Below are 16,461 nucleotides of genomic sequence, written 5' to 3'. Positions count from 1 at the left end.
GGCAGAACGGGGGCGCGGACAACCCCGTGCGCGCCCCGTGTGTCTATCGCCTAGGAGCCGCACCATGGCCTGCGCAGGATACGAGTGGACCGCCCCGCTGGACAGCGCGGACGAGATCGCCCCGGCCGTCGAGGAACTGGACGAGGAGACCGCGGAGTAGCGCGGTGACGCGATCCGCGTGGATCCCCGCGTCCGGGGAGCGGACCTCCCCGCTCCCCGGGCCGGGTTCCGGAAGCTGGTCCGGAACCCGGGAGCGCGAACTCACCCTGGAGGAGGCGGAGCGGCGGGTCCGCGCCGAGGTGGACGCCCTCGGCTGGAGCGCCCGCCACCGGGTGCTGGACGACCGCGACCCGACCGCCGTCCAGTGCGGGCTGTGGGACGCCGAAGGCTCCGAGGTCCCCTACGGGCTCGGCGCGGGCAAGGGCCCCGGCCTTCCCGCGCGCGTCGGCGCCCAGTTCGAGGCCCTGGAGCACGCGTTCACCGGCCCCACCGTCCTGGAAGCGCTGCCGGTGCGCCTGGTGCGGGCCGCGGAACTGGCCGAGGGGCCCTTCGCCGCCGACCGGGCGGTCCGCGACGTGGCCGCGCAGCGGGAAGCACGGGTGGCCTGCGTGCGCCACGAGGGGCTCGACGGCGGCCCGCCGGTCGACGTCCCCGTGTTCCTTTGGGCGCCGTGGTACCCGGTGCCCGGCGGGGAGGCGGCGCGGGTGCGCCGCGCCCTCGGCGACACCGCCGAGTACCGCTCGGCGATGTCCTACAGCGTCAACTCCGGCTGCGCGATCGGTGCCACCCGCGACGAGGCGCTCCTGCACGCCCTGAACGAGTGGGTGGAGCGCGACGCGTTCTCGCTGTTCCTGCTGCGCTCGGTCTACGACGGCGGCCCCATGCCCGCGCGCGTGCCCCGCGATGCGCTGCCCGGCCGCCTGCGCGCCCACCTGGACCGCGCCCGCGACCTCGTCGGCGGCCCGGTGGTCCTGCTCGACCTGACCACCGACATCGGCGTGCCCGTGGTCATGGCCTACGCCCCCGAACGCCGGGGCGGCGCACCGGACCACCGCTACGGGCTCGGCGCCTCCCTTTCGGGCGAACTCGCCGCGGAACGCGCCGTCACCGAGTTCGTCCAGGGCGAACTGCTCGCCCGGGTCGTGGCCGAGCAGTCGGCGGCCACGGACGCGTCGGGGCCGTTCGCGCGGCTGGTCGCCGACCACGACGTCGCGGCCGGGGTCGGCGTCAGGCTCGCCGGACACCCACGTCTCCTGGCCTGCGCCATGCTGGACTTCGCCGACCGGATCGGCGAGGCGCCGCCGGGTGCGGTGCCGCCCGAGACCGTGCCGCCCGGCACCGGCGTGCCCCTCCAGCGGGCCGCCGTCGTGGAACGGCTGACGGCGGCCGGGCACCGCGTCGCGGCGCACCCGCTGAGGGAGCTTGAGCACGGCACCGTCGTGGTGCAGGTACAGTGCCCCGGCCTGGAGCGGTTCCACCTCGTCACCAAGGGGCACGTGGCCCTGCCCGGAGTGCGGGGTCGGGCGCGCCGCGCCCGCTGAGGCCGCCGGGGCGCCTACTTCCGCGCCGGAACACCTCCCGTGCACCGGGCGGCCCCGGGTGCTGAGCCGCCACGGCCGACGCCGGTCGGCGGTGCCCGGGTCCCGCGTCACATCTGTTCCAGCAGCACGTCCTCCACCGCCTCGGCGTAGGCGCGAACCGTCTGGTGGTCGAACAGCAGCCGGGTGGGCACCGTGACGTCCAGCAGGCGTTCGACCTCGCGCACCACCTGGAGGCTGCGCACCGAGTCGCCGCCGATGTCGAAGAAGTTGTCGTCGCGGCCGATGCGCTCCAGCCCCAGGGTGCGCCCCCACACTTCGGCCACGGCCTCCTCGGTGGGGGTGTTCGGCTCGACGTGCACGGGCGCGGCGGCGCGCGCCCAGGCGGGTTCGGGCAGGCGGGCGCGGTCCACCTTGCCGTTGGCGTTGAGCGGCAGCGCCTCCAGCACGGTGACGGCCGCGGGCACCATGTAGGCGGGCAGTTCGCGGGACAGGCTTTCGCGCACCAGCTCGGCGTCCGCCTCCCCTCCGGTGACGTAGGCGACGAGCTGGCGTCCGCCGGTGGGGGCCTCGGCCACCAGGACCACGGCCTGGGCGACCCCGGGCCCGCGCAGCAGGGCGGCCTCCACCTCGCCCGTCTCGATGCGGAACCCGCGCAGCTTCACCTGGCCGTCCGCGCGGCCCACGAAGACCAGGCGCCCCTCGCCGGACCAGCGCACCAGGTCGCCGGTGCGGTAGAGCCGCCCGCCGTCGCCGAAGGGGTCGGCCACGAAGCGCTCGGCGGTCAGCCCGGGCTGGCCGTCGTAACCGCGCGCCGTCCCCGGCCCGGACAGGTACAGCTCGCCCACGGCGCCGGGCGGGACCGGGCGCAGGGCGCCGTCCAGGACGTGGGCGCCGGTGGCGTCCATGGGGCGGCCGATCGGGCAGTGCCCGGCGTCGGCCTCCTCCGCGCTCAGCGGGGTGCACGTGGCGAAGGTGGTGGCCTCGGTGGGTCCGTACACGTGCACCAGCTCTGTGTCGGGGCACGTCCGGCGCACGCGGGCGAGGGAGGCCGGGTCGGCGGCCTCACCGCCGGTCCACAGCTCGCGCAGCCCCGCGAAGCACTCCGGGTCCTGCTGGGCGAAGAGGTTGAACAGGGCGGTGGTGAGGAAGACCGCGCTCACCCCGTGCCGGGCGGTGTGCTCGCGCAGGGCGTCGGCGGAGACCGGCCCGTCCGCGACCACCGCGGTCCCGCCGTTGAGCAGCGGAACCCAGACCTCGTAGGTGGCGGCGTCGAAGGCGTGCGGGGAGTGGAACAGCACCCTGTCGTGGCCCTCGCGCCAGCGGGAGTCGGCGCTGAGGGCGACCACGGCCCGGTGGTCGACCACCACGCCCTTGGGCGTGCCCGTGGAGCCCGAGGTGAACATGACGTAGGCGGCGGTGTGCCCGTGCACCGGGTCCCGTCGGACCGTGGCCTCCGCGCCCTCGCCCGCACCGGACAGCGTGCCGTCGGCGGCGTAGCCCACCACCGCCTCCACGTCCGCGCAGCGGTCGGCCGTGCCGGGGTCGGCCACGGCCACGCGCGCGCCCAGCGCGCGGGCCAGGGAGGCGACCCGCTCCGCCGGAACGGTCTCGTGCAGCGGCGCGTAGGCCGCCCCCGTGCGCAGGACGCCGAGCATCGCGGCCACCACCCGCGGCGAACGCGGCATGAGCAGCAGCACCCGGGACTCCGCTCCCACACCCAGCGCGGCCAGGCGGTCGGCGACCCGGTCGGCCTCGGCGTCCAGCTCGGCGTAGGTCCACTCGCCGTCCGCGCCGACCAGGGCGGTCGCCTCGGGGTGGCGGGCGGCCCGCTCCGCGAACAGGGCGGTGACGGTGGCGGCGGGCGGCTCCTCGCCGCCACCGTCGGCCAGGGCCAGCGACCGGGCCGGGTCGGCCCCGGCCACCCGCCCCAGCGGGCGTTCGGGGTCCTCGGTGAGCGAGACCAGGATGCGCTCCAGGTCGCCCAGCAGACGGTCCGCGGTCGCGGCGTCGAAGCACGCCGGGTCGTGGCCGAGTACCAGGCGCAGCCCGCCGGAGGCGTAGGCGCTCAGCGCGAGCGGGTAGTTGGTGGCCTCCACCGCGTTGACGAACCGGACCCGCAGCCCGTGTTCGGCGGCCGCGGCCTCGTCCACGGGGTAGTTCTCGAACACCACGACGCTGTCGAAGAGCGGGGTGTCCCCGGGCAGTCCCGCCTCGGCCTGCACGCGCGCCAGCGACAGGTGGTCCTGGGCCCGCGAGCGCGCCTGGTCCTCCTGGAGGCGGCGCAGCCAACGGGCCACGGGCTCGGCGGGGTCCACCGCCGCGCGCACCGGCAGGGTGTTGATGAACAGGCCCACCGCGGCCTCCACCCCGGGCATGTCGTCGGGGCGGCCCGAGGTGGTGGCGCCGAAGACGACGTCGGCCCGCCCCGAGTAGGCCGACAGGAGCAGGGCCCACGCGCCCTGGACCACGGCGTTGACGGTCAGGCCGTGGGCGCGGGCGAAGGCGTGCACGGCACCGGCCCGCTCCGGTGCGAGGACGGCCTCGCTGCGGGCGCTGGAGCGGGCGGAGCGCAGTGCGGCGGGCGGCCGGTCGTAGGGCAGCGGCGTGGGCTCGGTGACGCCCTCCAGTACGCCCCGCCAGAAGGCGTGCCCCTCCTCGGCGTCGCGTCCGGCCAGGCGGCGCAGGTACTCCCGGTAGTCGGGGCGCGCGGCCGGGACGCCGCCCCGGTAGGCGGCCAGGACGTCCTCCATGACCAGGGGCAGGCTCCACCCGTCCAGGACGAGGTGGTGGAAGGTCCACACCAGGCGCACGGAGGCGTCGCCGGTGCGCAGCAGGGCCACGCGCAGGAGCGGATCGCGGACGGGGTCCACGCCCCGGGCGGCGTCCTCGGCCAGGTGGTCGGCCAGGGCCCGCTCGCGCTCGTCCTCCGCCGCGCCGCGCAGGTCCAGGTGCGCCACCTCGACGGGGACGGCGCGGTGCACGAGCAGGACCGGTTCGGACAGCCCCTCCCAGGCCACGCGGGCGCGTAGGACGGGGGTGGCCGCGACCACCCGCCGCCAGGCGCGGCCCAGGGCCCCGGGGTCGTCCACGCCGTCCAGGTCCACGACGACCTGCTCCAGGTAGGAGGCGGAGTCGGGTTCCAGGGCGGAGTGGAAGAACATGCCCTGCTGCATGGGGGTGAGCGGCCACACGTCCTGGACGTCGCGGCCGTCGCCGACGAGGCGGTCGACCTCGGCCTGCTCCAGGCGCACGAGCGGGAAGTCGGAGGGGGTGGCCCCGCCGTGGGCGGGGTCCAGGCAGTGCTCGACCAGCGCGGCGAGTTCGGCGGCCATTGCCTCGGCGAGGCGGCGCACGGTGGCGGTGCCGTGGACGGTGGTGGCGTGGTACCAGTCGAAGACCAGGCGTTCGCCCTCGAAGCGGCCCACCACCTCGACCGAGTGGGCGCGCTCCTCGTCCGGGGAGTGCTCGCCGCCGGGGTTGAGCCGCAGCGCGGTGTGCAGGGCGCCCCGGCCGGAGTCGGTGTCGAAGCGGCCCAGGTAGTTGAAGCTCACGCCGGGCGCGGGATCGCCATCCAGGCGGGCCCGCTGCTCCGGCGTGCCCAGGTGGCGCAGGGCGCCGTAGCCCAGGCCGTTGCCGGGGACCGCGCGCAGCATCTCCTTGGTGGCGCGGATCCGCTCGGTCCGGTCGGGCCGGCCGGTGAGCACGACGGGGAACACCGTGGTGAACCAGCCCACGGTGCGCGAGGTGTCCAGGTCCTCGAACAGGTCCTCGCGGCCGTGGCCCTCCAGGTCCACGGGCACGCGCGCGGAGCCGGTCCACTCGCACAGCACCCGGCCCAGGGCGGCCAGCAGCAGGTCGTTGACGCGGGTGCGGAAGGCCGCGGGCGCCTCGGCCAGCAGGCGGCGGGTGTCCTCCTCGGACAACCCGGCGGTGACCACCTCCTGGTCGCGCACCAGGCCGTTGCCCCGGCCCGGGAGGTCGCGGGGCGGTTCGGCGCGGGTGGCGGCTACCTCGGCCCAGGTGTCGAGTTCGGCGTCGAAGGCCCCCTCGGCGGTGTGCCGGGCCAGGCGGTCGGCCCAGACGGAGAAGGGCGTGGTGCGCGGCCCCGGGTCCACGGGCGCGCCCTCGGCGGCCTGGCGGTAGGCGGTGGCCAGGTCCTCCAGCAGCACCCGCCAGGACACCCCGTCCACGACGAGGTGGTGGGCGGTCAGCAGCAGCCGGGAGCCCTCGGGGCCGGAGTCGAGCAGGACGGCGGCGAAGACGGGGCCCCGGGCCAGGTCGAGGCCGCTGTGTGCGGCCCGGACGCTCTCCTCTGCCAGGTCGCGGGCCCGTCCGGGTCCGTGCCCGGACAGGTCGACCACGCTCAGCGGCGGGGCGGCCGTGCCGGGTTCGGCCACGCGCGGGCCGTCGCCGTCGCGGCGCAGCCGCAGCATGTCGTGGTGGTCGGCGAGGGCGGCCAGGGCGGTGCGCAGGGCGCGCGGCTCCAGGGGCTGGGCGAGGTCGAGCAGCACGGACATGGCGAAGTGGTCTGGGGCCACGGGGTGGGTGCGGTCGAACCAGCCCATGACGGGCGTGGCGGTGAGCGGGCCGCTCACCGGTCCGGCGCCGGACGCGCCGGGCCGCCGCACCCGCGCCACCCCGGCCAGGGCGGCGACGCTGGGGTGGGAGAAGACGTCGCGGCTGCTCAGCTCCACACCGGCCCGGCGGGCCCGGGAGACCATCTGGATGCTGAGGATGGAGTCGCCGCCCAGGGCGAAGAAGTCGTCGTGGACGCCCACGCGCTCCACGGCCAGGACGGAGGCGAACACCTCGGCCAGGACGCGTTCGGTGCCGTTGCGGGGGGCGGTGTGCTCCCCGCCGTGCCCGGGGTCGGGCAGGGCGCCGCGGTCCACCTTGCCGTTGGCGGTCAGGGGCAGGGCGTCCAGGGCCACGACGGCGGCGGGCACCATGTAGCCGGGCAGGACGCGGGCCAGGGCGCGGCGCCACTCCTCGGCGGCCCCCTCGTCCGCCTCCCCGTTCGAGGGCACGGCGTAGGCGAGGAGCCTGCGCCCGCCGCCGGGTGCGGCGCGCACGAGGGCGACGGCCTCGGCGACGCCGTCCTGGTCGAGCAGAGCGGCCTCGACCTCGCCGGGTTCGATCCGAAAGCCCCGGATCTTGACCTGGGAGTCGGCGCGGCCGACGTACTCCAGCTCCCCGGCCGCGTTCCACAGCACCAGGTCGCCGGTGCGGTAGAGCCGTCCACCGTCTCCTGCCGGGTCGGCCACGAAGCGCTCGGCGGTCAGCCCCGGGCGGCCCAGGTAGCCGCGGGCCGTTCCGGCCCCGCCCACGTAGAGTTCCCCGACCGCGCCCGGTGGTACCGGGCGCAGGAGGGTGTCGAGCACCCGCGCGCGCATGCCGTCCAGGGGCGTGCCGACGGGCACGGTTCGCACCGGTTCGGCGGTGCGCGCGGCGCGGTGGTGGGCGGCGAAGGTGGTGGTCTCGGTGGGCCCGTACCCGTTGGCGACAGCGGTGGCGGGACAGGCCCGCAGCACCCGGTGCACGCTCGCCGGGCTGGCGGCCTCGCCCCCCGTGATGACCTCGCGCAGCGGTGCGAAGCAGGAGGGGTCCTGGGCGGCGTAGAGGTTGAACAGCGCGGCGGTGACGAAGGTCGAGGTGATCCGGTGTCGGCGGGCCAGCGCGCCGAACTCCTCGGCGCTCATGCGCCCGGGCGGCGCGACGACCACGGCTCCGCCGCGCAGCAGCGGTACCCAGATCTCGTAGGTGGCGGCGTCGAAGGCGTGCGAGGAGTGGAACAGCACGCGCTCGTTGCGCCCCCCGCCCCACCGGGAGTCGCGGGCCAGGGCCACCACGTCGGCGTGCGTGACCGCCACGCCCTTGGGCTCTCCGGTGGAACCGGACGTGTGCATGACGTAGGCCAGCGCGCGCGGGTCTGCCCCGGGCAGGGGGTCCTCGGTCCGCACGGTCGGGTAGGGGCCGTGTCCGTCCAGGACCAGCACGCGCGCGTCGGCGCCCTCGGGCAGGCGGGAGCGCGAGGCGGTGTCGGTGACGATGACGCGCGCGCCGGTGCGTGCGAGCGTCCAGGCCACGCGTTCGGCCGGGTCCTCGGGGTGCACGGGGACGTAGGCGCCCCCGGCGCGCAGCACCGCGAGCATCGCGGTGACCACGTGCGGCCCCCGCTCCAGCAGCAGCGGCACGGCGTCCTCCGTGCCCACCCCCCAGGCCCGCAGCAGGCGGGCCAGGTCGGTGGAGCGGGCGTCCAGTTCGGCGTAGGTCAGCGCCGGGAAGTCGCCGACCAGGGCCGGGGCGCGGGGGGTGCGGGCGGCCTGCTCGGCGAACGCCGCGGTCACGGACGCGGGCCCGCCCCGGGCGGGCGCGTGCTCCCAGGAGTCCAGGAGGGCGCGTTCGGCCTCGGGCCGCAGGTCCAGGGCGGCCAGGTCCAGGCCGGGGTCGGCGACGGCGGCGTCGGCCAGCCGGGACAGGGTGTCGGCCAGGGCCGCCACGCGTCCGGCGTCGTACAGGTCGGTGTTGTACTCCACCGACAGGCGCAGGGCGCCGTCGCGTTCGGCGTACTCGAAGACCAGGTCGGCCAGGGCGGCGGTGCGCGGCAGGTCGACCTCCTCGGCGCGCAGGCCCTCCAGCTCCAGTCCGCCGGTGTGGGCGTTCTGGAGCACCATCAGCGCTTGGAACAGGGGGCCCCGGGAGGGGTCGCGCTCGGTGACCAGGGCGTCGACGACGCGGTCGAAGGGCATCTCGTGGGCGAGGGCGGCGTCGGCCTCGGCGCGCACCTGGTCGACGAACTCGGCAGCGGTGGTGCCCGGGCGCAGGCGCGAGCGGAGCACGACCGGGTTCACGAAGAAGCCGACCACGTCCTCGAGTTGGGGGTGGTCGCGTCCGGCGGAGGCCGCGCCCAGGGCGACGTCTGCCGAACCCGACGCGGCCGAGAGCACGGCCTGGGTCAGGGCGGCCAGGGTCGCGAAGAGCGTGGCGCCGCACGCGCCGCCCAGCGCGCGCAGGCCCCGGAGCTGGTCGGGGGTCAGGCGGGTGCGGTGCACGGCCCCGGCGGTGGTGCGCCGGGCGGGTCGGGGCCGGTCGGTGGGCACGGCCAGCGGGGGTACGTCCTCCAGGACGCTCGCCCAGTACTCCAGGCGGCGCCGGGCCTCGGTCCCCTCCCAGCGGCCCTGCTCCCAGACGGCGAAGTCGGCGTAGTCGGTCTGGGCGCGGGTGTCGGGCTCCTCGCCGCGTACGGCGGCCCGGTAGTAGGCGGCGAGGTCGCGGTGGAGCAGGTCGACCGACCAGCCGTCGCAGGCGATGTGGTGGGTGCTCAGGACCAGGACGTGTTCCCGCTCGTCCAGGCGCAGCAGCAGTGCGCGGGTGGGCGGTCCCGCCACGAGGTCGAAGGGGGCGTCCACCTCGCGCAGCAGGTGCCGCTGCAGCTCCCGCTCGCGGTCGGCCGGGTCGGCGGGGGGGATCTCGCGCACGGTGAGCAGGTCGGCGCGGGGTTCGCGCACGTGCTGGACGGGTTCGCCGTCGACGGTGTCGTAGGTGGTGCGCAGTGCCTCGTGGCGCCGCTGGAGCAGTTCCAGGGCGCGGCCGAGCGCGGGCACGTCGAGCGGTCCGCGCAGGCGGAAGGCGCTTCCGGTGTGGTACTCGGCGCTGTCGCCGTCGAGCTGGTGCAGGAACCACAGGCGGCGCTGGGCCGCCGACAGCGGCAGCGGTCGGCCGCGCCCGGCCGGGGTGACGGGTTCCTCGCGGCGCCCGGCGCCCCCGGCCGTGGCGACGCCCTCGGGGGTGGGGTGGCGGAACAGCGCGCGCGGGTCGAGGCCGGTGCCCAGACGCTCGCCCAGGCGCCAGGCCACGCGGGCGGCGAGGATGGAGTCGCCTCCCAGGGCGAAGAAGTCGTCGCGGGCTCCGACCCGCTCCAGGCCCAGGGCCGCGGCGAACTCCTCGGCGGCGGCGCGCTCGGCTTCCCCGCGCGGTTCGACGTGGTCGGCGGCGGAGCCGACGGCGGGCGCGGGCAGGGCGCGGTGGTCGACCTTGCCGTTGGCGGTCAGGGGCAGCGCGTCCAGGGCCACGACGGCGGTGGGGACCATGTAGCCGGGCAGGCGGTCTGCCAGGCGTTCGCGCAGGACGCCGGTGTCGGCGGCGCCGACGACGTAGCCGACCAGAACGCGCGCGCCCGGGGCGTCCTCGCGGACGGTGACCAGGGCCTGGGAGACGCCGTCCTGGTCGAGCAGGGCGGCCTCGATCTCCCCTGGTTCGATCCGAAAGCCCCGGATCTTGACCTGGGAGTCGGCGCGGCCGACGTACTCCAGCAGGCCGTCGGCGTCGCGGCGCACCAGGTCGCCGGTGCGGTAGAGGCGCTCCCCTCCGCCGAGGGGGTCTGCCACGAAGCGCTCGGCGGTCAGCCCCGGGCGGCCCAGGTAGCCGCGGGCCACCCCGGCCCCGCCCACGTAGAGCTCGCCCACCCGGCCCGGCTCGACCGGGGCCAGCCGGTCGTCGAGCACCCGCGCGCGCATGCCGTCCAGGGGAGTGCCGACGGGCACCGACAGCAGCGGGGGCCGGTCGCGGTCCACGGCGAAGTGCGTGGCGAAGGTGGTGGTCTCGGTGGGCCCGTACCCGTTGGCGACAGCGGTGGCGGGGCAGGCCTCCAGCACGGCCCGGACCGCGCCGGGCGGGACGGCGTCTCCCCCGGCGATGACCTCGCGCAGCGGCGCGAAGCAGGCGGGGTCCTGGGCGGCGTAGAGGTCGAACAGCGCGGCGGTGACGAAGGTCGAGGTGATCCGGTGGCGGCGGGCCAGCGCGCCGAACTCCTGCGCCGAGAGCCGCTGCGGCGGCGCGACCACCACGGCCCCGCCGCGCAGCAGCGGTACCCAGATCTCGTAGGTGGCGGCGTCGAAGGCGTGCGAGGAGTGGAACAGCACGCGCTCGTCGCGCCCCCCGCCCCAACGCGAGTCCCGCGCCAGTGCCACCACGTCGGCGTGCGTGACCGCCACGCCCTTGGGCTCTCCGGTGGAACCGGACGTGTGCATGACGTAGGCCAGCGCGCGCGGGTCTGCCGCGGGCGGTTCCGGGGCGGAGGGGGCGCCTCCGGCCTCCGGGCCGCCCTCCGCGTCCAGGTCCAGGATCCGGGCCAGGCCTCCCAGGCGCGCGGACAGGCGGGGGCCGAGCACCCGGTCGGTGAGCACCAGGCGCGCGCCGGTGCGTTCGGCGGCGGCGAGCACCCGGTCGGCGGGTTCGTCGGGGTGCACGGGGACGTAGGCGCCCCCGGCGCGCAGCACCGCGAGCATCGCGGTGACCACGTGCGGCCCCCGTTCCAGGGCGAGCAGGACGGCGCCCTCGGGTGCGAGCCCGCGGGCCAGCAGCAGGCGGGCCAGGTCGGCGGAGCGGGCGTCGAGCTCGGCGTAGGTCACCGCCGGGAAGCCGCCGAGCAGGGCCGGGGCGCCGGGGGCGCGGGCCGCCTGCCGGGCGAAGGCCTCCGGGACCGAGGAGGGCGAGGCCGTGTCCGCGGGGTCGGGGGCGAAGCGGGTGGACTCCTGGGAGGACAGCACGTGACGGCTCCTGGCGCGTGTTCGAAGGCAAGGGCGGAAGGGCGTGTGCGGGGGGCGGCGCGGGGTCGGGTACTCCTTCGCCTCGGCGGCGCGGCCGCCCGGCGGCGAGGGGCGCGGAGGCGAATCGGTCCGCCATTCCCGGCGGACCGTCGCACGAGGACAGAGCTTGCCACATCGCCTTATCCAACCGGGCACTTTACCAAAAATCCCGCCATTCAGATATTCCCTCGGGCGACAGACAGACCCAGACCGAACACCTTGCGCCACACGGAATACTCAGGCCTCAAAACAGACAAAATAGAGCAAAAGTATTATTCAGCAGATCACGCCAGCACGAAGGCACACAAAGCGAACAAAAGCCGTGCACGACTCCAAGGCTTAGATACCGTGCGGAGCGGTTAAATTACTCAAAGTGAATGACCGGACAACACCTGTCCACATGCGGCCATCAGGGAGCCATTTCCCCCTCCGCAGGTCAGGCCGCACGCAGGACGCCGACGTACACCACCGCCGAAACCGCACCCCCGCCGCGGACCCCGGCGGCCGCACCCCGGCGCCTCCCCGCCGAGGCGGGCCCGCCCGGGCGAGCACGTCACCGCTGCTTAGGACTCCGGCAAGACTCATACCACACTCCGGAACCCAGTACACGGGCTACTCCACAAAAAACCGAACCGCGTTCATCCAACGATCCCTTCGGGTCCGTTCTCGCAGAAAAATAGCCGTTTCATCGATCAAATCAGTGCATACGCGAACAGGAGCACTATTGGCCGCAATCCCCCCTTCACCAGCACGAACGGGTGACAAGGAACACAATCAAGCGGGTAAACCCGGGCCGTTGTCGACCGACGTCCCCAACGCGCCACGAACCTTCCATCGAAGCCTTCGCCGTCCCGCACGGAAGGCGAACCCCCTGCTAACGGCTGGGATACACCGGGAAAAACACGAAGGCCTCAGTACGCGGCGAATGTCTTCACACCCCGGAAATCTCCCGGAAGGCCGGGACCGTATTCCCCGTCACCTGGTTCCCGACATATCCGAAACCCTTGCCAAGATTCGAAGCGATATGTGAGTATCCGTGGCACGTGCGGTCCACCGCCCCGTCCCCGCCGAAGCGACCGGCCGCTCCCGTCCCGAGCGCCGGCCTTTCGGGTGCCCTCCGACTCCCACGAGGAGAACGTCGTGCGCGACGCCCTGTCCGACCTGCTCAGCCGGACCTGTCACCAGGCCGGCGTCCCCGGAGCCCAACTGGCGGTCTACCACCGCGGTGAGCTGCACACCTGCGCCACCGGGGTGGAGAACGCCCAGACGGAGCGCCCCGTGGCGCCGGACTCGCTCTTCCCGATGGGCTCGGTGACCAAGACCGTCACCGCCGCCCTGGTCATGCAACTGGTGGAGGACGGCGACGTCGACCTCGACTCCCCGGTCCTGGACCACCTGGGCGGGGCCGCCCCCGACCACCCGCTGCGGGGCGCCACCCCCCGCCACCTGCTCAGCCACACCTCCGGTCTGGTCTCGGAGCGCTCCGAGACAGCGCCGGCGCCCTCCCTGCGCCGCTACGTCTCCTCCCTCACTCCCGAGGACCGCGTCGCCGAGCCGGGCACGCTGTTCTCCTACTCCAACACCGGCTACGCCGTGGCGGGCCGACTCGTGGAGGCCGTCACCGGGCAGAGCTGGTGGGAGACCGTGGAGTCGCACCTGTGCGGCTCCACCGGCATGGAACTGGCGCCGGTCCTGGCGCCGCCGCCCTTCCCCACCGCCGAACTTGTCACCGGACACGCCGTCGACGGCGCGGGCCGGGCCCACCCGGTGGGCTTCCACATCGAACCGGCGCTGGCCCCGGCCGGAGGCCTGGCCGCCAGCGCCACCGCCCTGGCCGCCTTCGGCCGCGCCTTCCTCGACCCCGAGCACGCCGCCCTGGACGGCGAGGTCGCCGCCCCGGACGTGCTGCGCGAGATGGGCCGCTCGGTGAGCGTGGCCGACCCCTTCGGCCTGGCCGACGGCTGGGGCGCCGGGTGGTCGCTGCACCTGGCCGGGGACCGCCTGTGGTACGGCCACGACGGCACCCTGGACGGTGCCACCTGCAACCTGCGCGTGGACCCCGAGGGCGGCTCCGTGGTGGCGCTGACCACCAACGCCACCACCGGAGTGACCGCCTGGGAGCACGTGGTCCGCGGCCTGCGCGAGCTGGGGGTGGACGTGGGCCACTACCGCCAGCCCGACGCCGCGGCCGAGGGCGGCGCCGCCGGGCCCGGCCCTGACCTGGTCACGGGGCGCTACGGCAACGGCGGCCTGGCCGCCGAGGTCGTCCCCGGCGGGGACGGGTACCGGCTGGTCATGTCCAACGGCTTCGAGGGCCCGCTGTCCAGCGGGCCGGGCGGCGCCTTCCGCGTCGTCTCCGAGCGCCACGGCGGGATCGCGCTCAGCGGTCGCTTCCTGGCCGACCCCGCCGAGCCCCGGCGCGCCACGGCGCTCCAGTACAACGGGCGCACCCTGCGCCTGAGCGGGCTCGCCGTGGGCCCCAACGCCTGATCCACTCCCTGCGCAGACGAGGACCGGCACAGCCACCATGAGCAGCGAAGCCACAGCCGACCCCACCACCGACGCCGCCCGGGCCAGGGCGCGCGAGGAGGTCCTGCGCCGCCTGCGCACGCGCGGCGGGAGCGGCCAGGACATCCCGCGCGTGCCCCGCGACCGCCCGGCAGCGCTGTCCTTCGCCCAGCAGCGGCTGTGGGTCCTGGAGCAGATGGCTCCCGGCCGCACCGACTACAACTCCGCCCTGGTGCTGCGGCTCACCGGGGACCTCGACGCCGGGGCGCTGCGGCGCTCCCTGACCGCGCTCGTGCACCGGCACGAGTCCCTGCGCACGACCTTCACCGAGGTGGACGGCGAGGGGCGCCAGGTCATCGGCGCCCCCCATGAGGTGGAACTGCCGGTGACCGCCGCCGGGAGCCGCGAGGAGGCCGCCGAACTGGCGGCCCGCGAGTACGCCCTGCCCTTCGACCTGGAGCGCGGCCCACTGATGCGGGCCCGGCTGCTGGCCGAGGGGCCCGGCGTCCACGTGCTGGTGCTGTGCCTGCACCACATCGTCACCGACGGCTGGTCCCTGGACCTGCTGCGCACCGAACTGGACACCCTCTACCGGGCCGCCACCGCCGACCCCGGCCGCGCGCCGGACTCCCTGGCCGGGGAGCTGGGCGCGACGCCCCTCCAGTACGCCGACTACGCCGCGTGGCAGCGCAACCGCCTGGACGGCCCCGCCCTGGACCGCTCCCTGGAGCACTGGCGCCGCAGGCTCGCCGACCCGCCCGTGCTCGAACTGCCCACCGACCGCCCGCGCCCGGCAGTGCGCGAGGGAGCGGGCGACACCCTGCCCTTCGCGCTGTCCGCACAGTTGACGGAGCGCCTCGAACGCCTGGCCGCCGGCCACGGCACCCACCTGTCCACCGTGCTGCTGGCCGCGGCCCAGGTGACCGCGGCCCGCTGGAGCCGCAACCCCGACGTGGTGCTGGGAACCGTCGCCTCAGGCCGCGAGGACCGGCGGCTGCACGCGACGGCGGGCTTCTTCGTCAACACCCTGGCCGTGCGCCAGCACGTGGACGAGGAGCTGTCCTTCGGCGCGCTGCTCGACCGGACGCGCGCCGGGTTCCTCGCAGACCTCGACCACGGAGAGGTCCCCTTCGACACGGTCGTGGACGCCGTCCTGACCGAACGCGACCCCGCGGTGCCGCCGCTCGTGCAGGCCGCCGTGGTCTTCCAGAACGCCCAGGGGCCCGAGGCGGGGCTGGGCGGCCTGGAGGCCGAGCCCGTACCGGTGCGGCGCGGGCAGTCGGTCTTCGACCTGACCCTGGAGTTCCGGCCCGGGCCCGGCGGCGTCGCCGGTTCGGCCGAGTTCGACACCGCGCTGTTCGACCGCGCCACCGTTGAGCGCCTGGTCCAGGACCTGATACGGGTGCTGGAGAACGCCGAGGACCCCCGGCCGCTGCGCGCCGTGGCGCTGGTCGGCCCCGAGCGGGCCGGGGAGCTGGAGCGCTCCTGGACCGGGCGGCCCGGGCCCCGGCCGCGCGGCCTGCCCGAGCTGTTCGCCGAGCGGGCGCGCCTGCGCCCCGACGACCCCGCCCTGGTCGGCGCGGACCGCACCGTCTCCTTCGCCGAGGCCGACGTGCGGGCCGCGCGCCTGGCCCGGCGGCTGCGCGAACTCGGCGTGACGCGGGGCGACCGCGTCGGCGTGTGCGTGGAGCGCGGCCCGGCCCAGGCCGAGGCCCTGCTGGGAGTGGTCTACGCGGGGGCGGTCTACGTCCCCCTGGACCCGGAGTACCCGAAGGAGCGCCTGGCCGCGATCCTCGACGACGCCGAGCCGCGCGCGGTCGTCGCCGACACCGCGGGCGCCCGACGCCTGCCCGGGAGCGGCCCGCTGGTGGACGCGGCCGACCCCGACCTGGACCGCGCGGAGCCGCTGCGCGAACGCGTCCTGCCCGAGGACCCCGCCTACCTCATCTACACCTCCGGCTCCACCGGAAGGCCCAAGGGCGTCCTGGTGGCGCACCGCGGCCTGGCCGCCCTGGCCGCCTTCCAGGGCGAGCGCATGAGCGTGGGCCCCGGCTCGCGGATGCTCCAGTTCGCCTCCCCCAGCTTCGACGCGGCCATCGCCGAGCTGGTGGTGGCGCTGCTCAACGGCGCGGCCTCCGTGCTGCTGCCGAGGCCCTCCCTGGCGGGCGAGGGGCTGCCCCGCGCCCTGCGCGAGCACCGCGTCACCCACGTGACCCTGCCGCCCGCGCTGCTGCCCGGCCTGTCCCCCGACGAGCTCGGTCCGGTGGAGCACCTGCTCCTGGCGGGCGAGGCCTGCCCCGGCGAGCAGATCGCCCGCTTCGGCGACGGCCGGGCCGTGTACAACGGCTACGGCCCAACCGAGTCCACCGTGTGCGCCACCCTCAGCGCGCCGCTGTCGGAGGGCGGCACCCCTCCCCTGGGCGACCCGGCGGCGGGCACCCGCGTACGGGTCCTGGACCGCTGGCTGCGCCCCGTGCCCGACGGCGTCCCCGGCGAGCTCTACATCAGCGGCGACGGGCTGGCGCACGGCTACCTCAACCTGCCCGGCACCACCGCCGCGCGCTTCGTCGCCGACCCGGACGGCGGGGGCGGGCGCATGTACCGCTCCGGCGACCTGGTCCGCCGCGTCGGCGGGCGGCTGGAGTTCCTCGGCCGCACCGACGACCAGGTCAAGATCCGCGGACACCGTGTGGAGCCGGGCGAGGTCGAGCACGCACTCACCCGCCTGCCCGGGGTCGGGCAGGCCGTGGTCGCGGTCGACGGCACCGGCGCCTCGCGCCGCCTGGTCGCCTACGCCGTCCCCTCCCCCGGCCACGCCCCGACCC

4 protein-coding genes are annotated in these 16,461 nt (G+C 76.0%); 3 read left to right on the top strand and 1 reads right to left on the bottom strand.

What is annotated here, in order from left to right:
- Positions 1 to 164: 164 nt before the first annotated feature.
- Positions 165 to 1,541: a YcaO-like family protein gene (locus ABD54_RS03720; protein ID WP_047868005.1), complete on the top strand. Its 1,377-nt coding sequence runs from the start codon at positions 165 to 167 to the stop codon at positions 1,539 to 1,541.
- Between the two features lie 107 nt (positions 1,542 to 1,648).
- Here the strand turns inward: ABD54_RS03720 and ABD54_RS03715 are convergent, their stop codons facing one another.
- Positions 1,649 to 11,089 carry a non-ribosomal peptide synthetase gene (locus ABD54_RS03715; RefSeq protein ID WP_047868004.1) on the bottom strand — a complete coding sequence of 3,147 codons (9,441 nt, stop codon included), beginning with the start codon at positions 11,087 to 11,089 and terminating at the stop codon, positions 1,649 to 1,651.
- Between the two features lie 1,149 nt (positions 11,090 to 12,238).
- Here ABD54_RS03715 and ABD54_RS03710 point away from each other — a divergent pair.
- Together ABD54_RS03710 and ABD54_RS03705 are read left to right on the top strand one after the other, a co-directional pair.
- Positions 12,239 to 13,618: a serine hydrolase gene (locus ABD54_RS03710; RefSeq protein ID WP_047868003.1), complete on the top strand. Its 1,380-nt coding sequence runs from the start codon at positions 12,239 to 12,241 to the stop codon at positions 13,616 to 13,618.
- Between the two features lie 37 nt (positions 13,619 to 13,655).
- Positions 13,656 to 16,461: amino acid adenylation domain-containing protein (locus ABD54_RS03705; protein ID WP_047868002.1), on the top strand; the 2,806-nt coding region annotated here is incomplete at its 3' end.

The sequence above is a fragment of the Nocardiopsis sp. RV163 genome (assembly GCF_001029525.1).
Classification (GTDB): Bacteria; Actinomycetota; Actinomycetes; order Streptosporangiales; family Streptosporangiaceae; genus Nocardiopsis; species Nocardiopsis dassonvillei.
Note: the sequence above shows the minus strand (reverse complement) of the source record. Positions and strands in the feature narration are given on the sequence as shown.